The sequence below is a fragment of the Flavobacterium sp. A45 genome (assembly GCF_002001005.1).
Taxonomy (GTDB): domain Bacteria; phylum Bacteroidota; class Bacteroidia; order Flavobacteriales; family Flavobacteriaceae; genus Flavobacterium.
In genome coordinates, this window is the sequence record NZ_MUNX01000159.1 from 1 (window position 1) to 3,786 (window position 3,786).

4 protein-coding genes are annotated in these 3,786 nt (G+C 30.0%); all 4 read right to left on the reverse strand.

Annotated features, from left to right (window positions below; translation table 11 throughout):
* Positions 1 to 927: glycosyltransferase family 2 protein (locus tag B0E44_RS18535; protein WP_077378972.1), on the reverse strand; the 927-nt coding region annotated here is incomplete at its 3' end.
* Positions 917 to 2,026: a glycosyltransferase gene (locus tag B0E44_RS18540; protein WP_077378975.1), complete on the reverse strand. Its 1,110-nt coding sequence runs from the start codon at positions 2,024 to 2,026 to the stop codon at positions 917 to 919. The genes B0E44_RS18535 and B0E44_RS18540, both read right to left, overlap by 11 nt.
* Positions 2,007 to 2,708: a class I SAM-dependent methyltransferase gene (locus tag B0E44_RS18545; RefSeq protein ID WP_077378978.1), complete on the reverse strand. Its 702-nt coding sequence runs from the start codon at positions 2,706 to 2,708 to the stop codon at positions 2,007 to 2,009. Before B0E44_RS18545 ends, B0E44_RS18540 begins: the two co-directional genes overlap by 20 nt.
* A 2-nt stretch (positions 2,709 to 2,710) precedes the next feature.
* The gene (locus B0E44_RS18550; protein WP_077378981.1) at positions 2,711 to 3,634 is read right to left on the reverse strand and encodes a bifunctional 2-polyprenyl-6-hydroxyphenol methylase/3-demethylubiquinol 3-O-methyltransferase UbiG; all 924 of its coding nucleotides are present in this window, start codon (positions 3,632 to 3,634) and stop codon (positions 2,711 to 2,713) included.
* Positions 3,635 to 3,786 lie beyond the last annotated feature (152 nt).

Consider the following 3,786-nt stretch of genomic DNA (forward strand, 5'->3'; position numbering starts at 1 on the left):
CTTAATCGTCAAATTATTAAAAAACAAAAACAAATAATAATTGAAGATAATTTTAAAAGATGTAGAAAATGAAATGATTCTATTTTTATAAAAAACAACTAAAACCTTACTATTATTGGCTCTAGTAGTAAAGCGATTGAAATTTAAAAAATAATGGTTTAAGTATTCTTTCAAATAATTAATTTCATTGATTAGGCCTTGTTCTCTTAATTCCTTACTAATATCTGGAATAAACAATACCAATGAATTGGCATAGTTATCAGCAAAACTATTTTTGTCTTTGATTGACGCTGCCATATAAATGCTATCTGGTAAAAGCTCTCGAAAAACACAAAAATTATTTTCGGAAGCTATCATGGCTCTAATATGTACTTCAGGATCATTCAACCTTGGATACCACTCATTAAAACCTTTTATCTGTTTTATAAAAGCCACATTCCATGTTGTACACATAATACCCCAATGAACTTTGCATGACAAAAAATCTTGAAGATAACTTTCGCTTAATGGAATTTCAAAAATTTGTCTAGCTTGATTTTCATTTTGAATGTACATAGGAAACACCCAAAAATCCTTACTTTTGTTTTCAAAAATTTTTGCAATCCGTTCCTTCAAACAATACTCCATCAAAACATCATCTGAGTCAAGAAAAATTATATAATCTCCTTTTGATTGTGACAGCCCATAATTCCTGCAAGCACTCGCCCCTTTAGGACTAGTTTCTGGTCTACTTAAATAGTTAATCCTTGAATCTTTAGAAGTATATTTTTCTAAAATTTCCGAAGTATTATCACTTCCCCTATCGTCTACAATAATACATTCCCAATTTTGGTAGGTTTGTGCTAAAACGCTATTAAGGGTTTCACCAATGATATGTGCACGATTGTAAGTGGGTATTATTATAGAAACAAGGGGATTAGGATTCATTTAAAACAGCTCTTAACTTATTAATATAAATATCCATTGTAAATTCATTTTTGATACGATCTCTTCCTTTTGCTCCCATCTCTTTTGCCAAAGCTTTATTGCTAATAATTTTTATCATAGCTTCTTTCATTGCAACAATATCTGTTTCTTGAACCAAAAAACCTGTTTCATTATCAATCACCACATCTGGTATTCCTGCATGATAGGTAGAAACGACTGGTAATGCTGCTGCTTGTGCCTCCAACACAGCAACAGGAGTTCCCTCACTGTCACCATTATCTGCGACTACAGAATGTTGAACAAATGCTAATGCATTTTCCATTTCAATTTTGGTTTGCTCTGGTTCTATAATACCCAAAAAATGTACACTTTCTTGAATTTCCCATGCTTTTACTATATTTTTACAAGCATTTAAAAGTTCACCTGAACCTGCCATTCGCAATTGAGCATCGGGAAATACTTTTAACACTTCATAAAAAGCCATCAAAGTAAGATAAGGCGCTTTTTTATCAACAAAACGACCAATCGAGAAAAAAGTGTTCGAAGCAAAATTAGGTTCATTTTCAAAAAAAATATCACTCGGACTACAAGGAACCACTGCAATTTTTTGTTCTAGACACCCCAACGATATTAACTTTAACTTCATCGCTTGCGAAACAGCTATAATTTTCTTTGCCTCAACAAATAGTCGTTGATACCTTTTTTCATATTGAGTTAAGATCTCATTAACACTCGCGTCAAACCCATGAAAATGCACTACCAATGAAACATCTGCTTTTTTACATATATTCATCAATGCTACACCCGTTTGTCCATACTGTGCCAAAACTACGTCTATCCCATTTTGTTTTAATACGGAAACGAAATCATAATCAGTATCTAAAAAAAATCTTTTGAAAAAGATTTTACTCAATTGATTCAATTTAGTTTTATACTTATTATTAATTGGCAAATTATCCCCATAGTAAATTGGTAACCAGCCACCATACAAAACTAATTTTGCAGGTAAAAGATCGATTTGCGCTTTAATAAAAGTTTCAGAATAAGCACTTTTACTTGCAGTGGCAATGGCTATGTTCTTATTTTTTAGCAGTTCCATATAAACCTGTTATCATTTGTCCTTCTTTAAAGAATATTTGTTCTGGCTTATCCAATTCAATTAAGAACTTAATTATTGGTTTTAAGATTACTGAAAGAACATTTCTCTTTTTAGTGTTCATCGGACTTCTTCGAACCCACAAGCCAAGCATTTGAGCCATTGCAGCGTGCCAACCGCCTGTGGCTTTAATTTCTATATCTTTAAATCCTGCATTCCTTAAATGACGTTCTAATGAAAATGGAGTATATCGATACTCATCGTGAGGAACTTCATGTAAATTCCATAAAAAAGGTACAGTAAAAAAGAAAACACCATCTGACTTCATTACCCTTAACACCTCTTTTAAAACAATTTCGGGTTCAGGACAATGCTCTAAGACCTCAGTTCCGTAGGCACAATCAAAACAGTCATTTTCAAAAGGCATTATTTCTCCATCCCAAGTAAAGTCTGGTTTTACCATAGAATCATACTCCAAAGCACTTTCGATATCCAAACCAACATATTCATTTACTTTGCTACTTTCTAGAATATAATTCTTATACGGCATCTTACCACAACCGATATCCAAAAGTTTTCCATTGAATTTAGGAAGACTTGAGATAAGCGCCTTAAAAATTGAAGTTCTTATAAAATACCTATCTAAATTCTGAATATTAAATTCTATTTCTATAAAGCCTTTCATAATTAATATTTTACGAATACAGCTAATACATTTCTACCCTTAACAAAACTACAATAAAAGAATTTTAATAAATTCGGAGTTATTTTATTCAACCCTTTTAAAAATGTTTTCTTAAAATAGTTTGCGTTTAAAATTTGAATATTTAGAAAATAATCATATGTATTTTCTAAAGGTTCATGCTCTAAATTAGCTAATTTAATTGGAAATATTTTTTCTAAGGATTTTAAGGAATTTTTATTCCATAAACCTGCGTGATGTGGAGGTAAATTGAAAGTGTGCCATTTATCTGAAATAAAAATATATGGATTATTGTTAGGTACCCCAATTATCAATTTCCCATCTTTTTTTAATGTTTTTAAAGAAGATTCAATAAATTCATAAACACCTGTTATATGCTCTAAAACTTGAAAACTACAAACTACAGTATAGTATTCAAATTTTGTAAGAGCTTCTTCTTCAATTAACTTAGCTTCAACATTGAGTCCACTACTTACACATTCAGCAACAGCTAATTTATTCAATTCCAATCCTTTAATATCAAAAATTTTATTTTCATGAAGTAATTTTATAAAAGCACCAAATCCAGATCCAATTTCCAATATCTTATCTTTTTCTGTCAAAAATTCAATTATCTTTTTATGCTCCCATCTTTCAGAATAATAATTTGTCCGAGTAGTTGATAATTCTTCATAAAATCGATCATCACCGACAACAGAAAAAGGCGCATAAAACAAATACCCTGTTTCTACACATTTTATTAAAGATATTTCTTCCAATTCATTAAAATATCTAGATACATCAATATTTACTTGTCGTTTGTACAATTCAATTATTATTGCAACATCAAATGTTTCTATTATTTCTAATTTATTGGACTTGGTCAAAGGACTTAAAAAATCACCTAACTTATTCTTTTTACTTCCCATTTAGTATTTTTTTCTTTATATAATGCTGAACCTTTTTGATAATAATATTCTCTTTTATCACTAATCAAAATTTCAAAATTACAAGCATCTAAAACTTTATCTAATTGTTTTTTCAAAAAATTATCAGCAAAAAAAACATTAATCTTATAAAC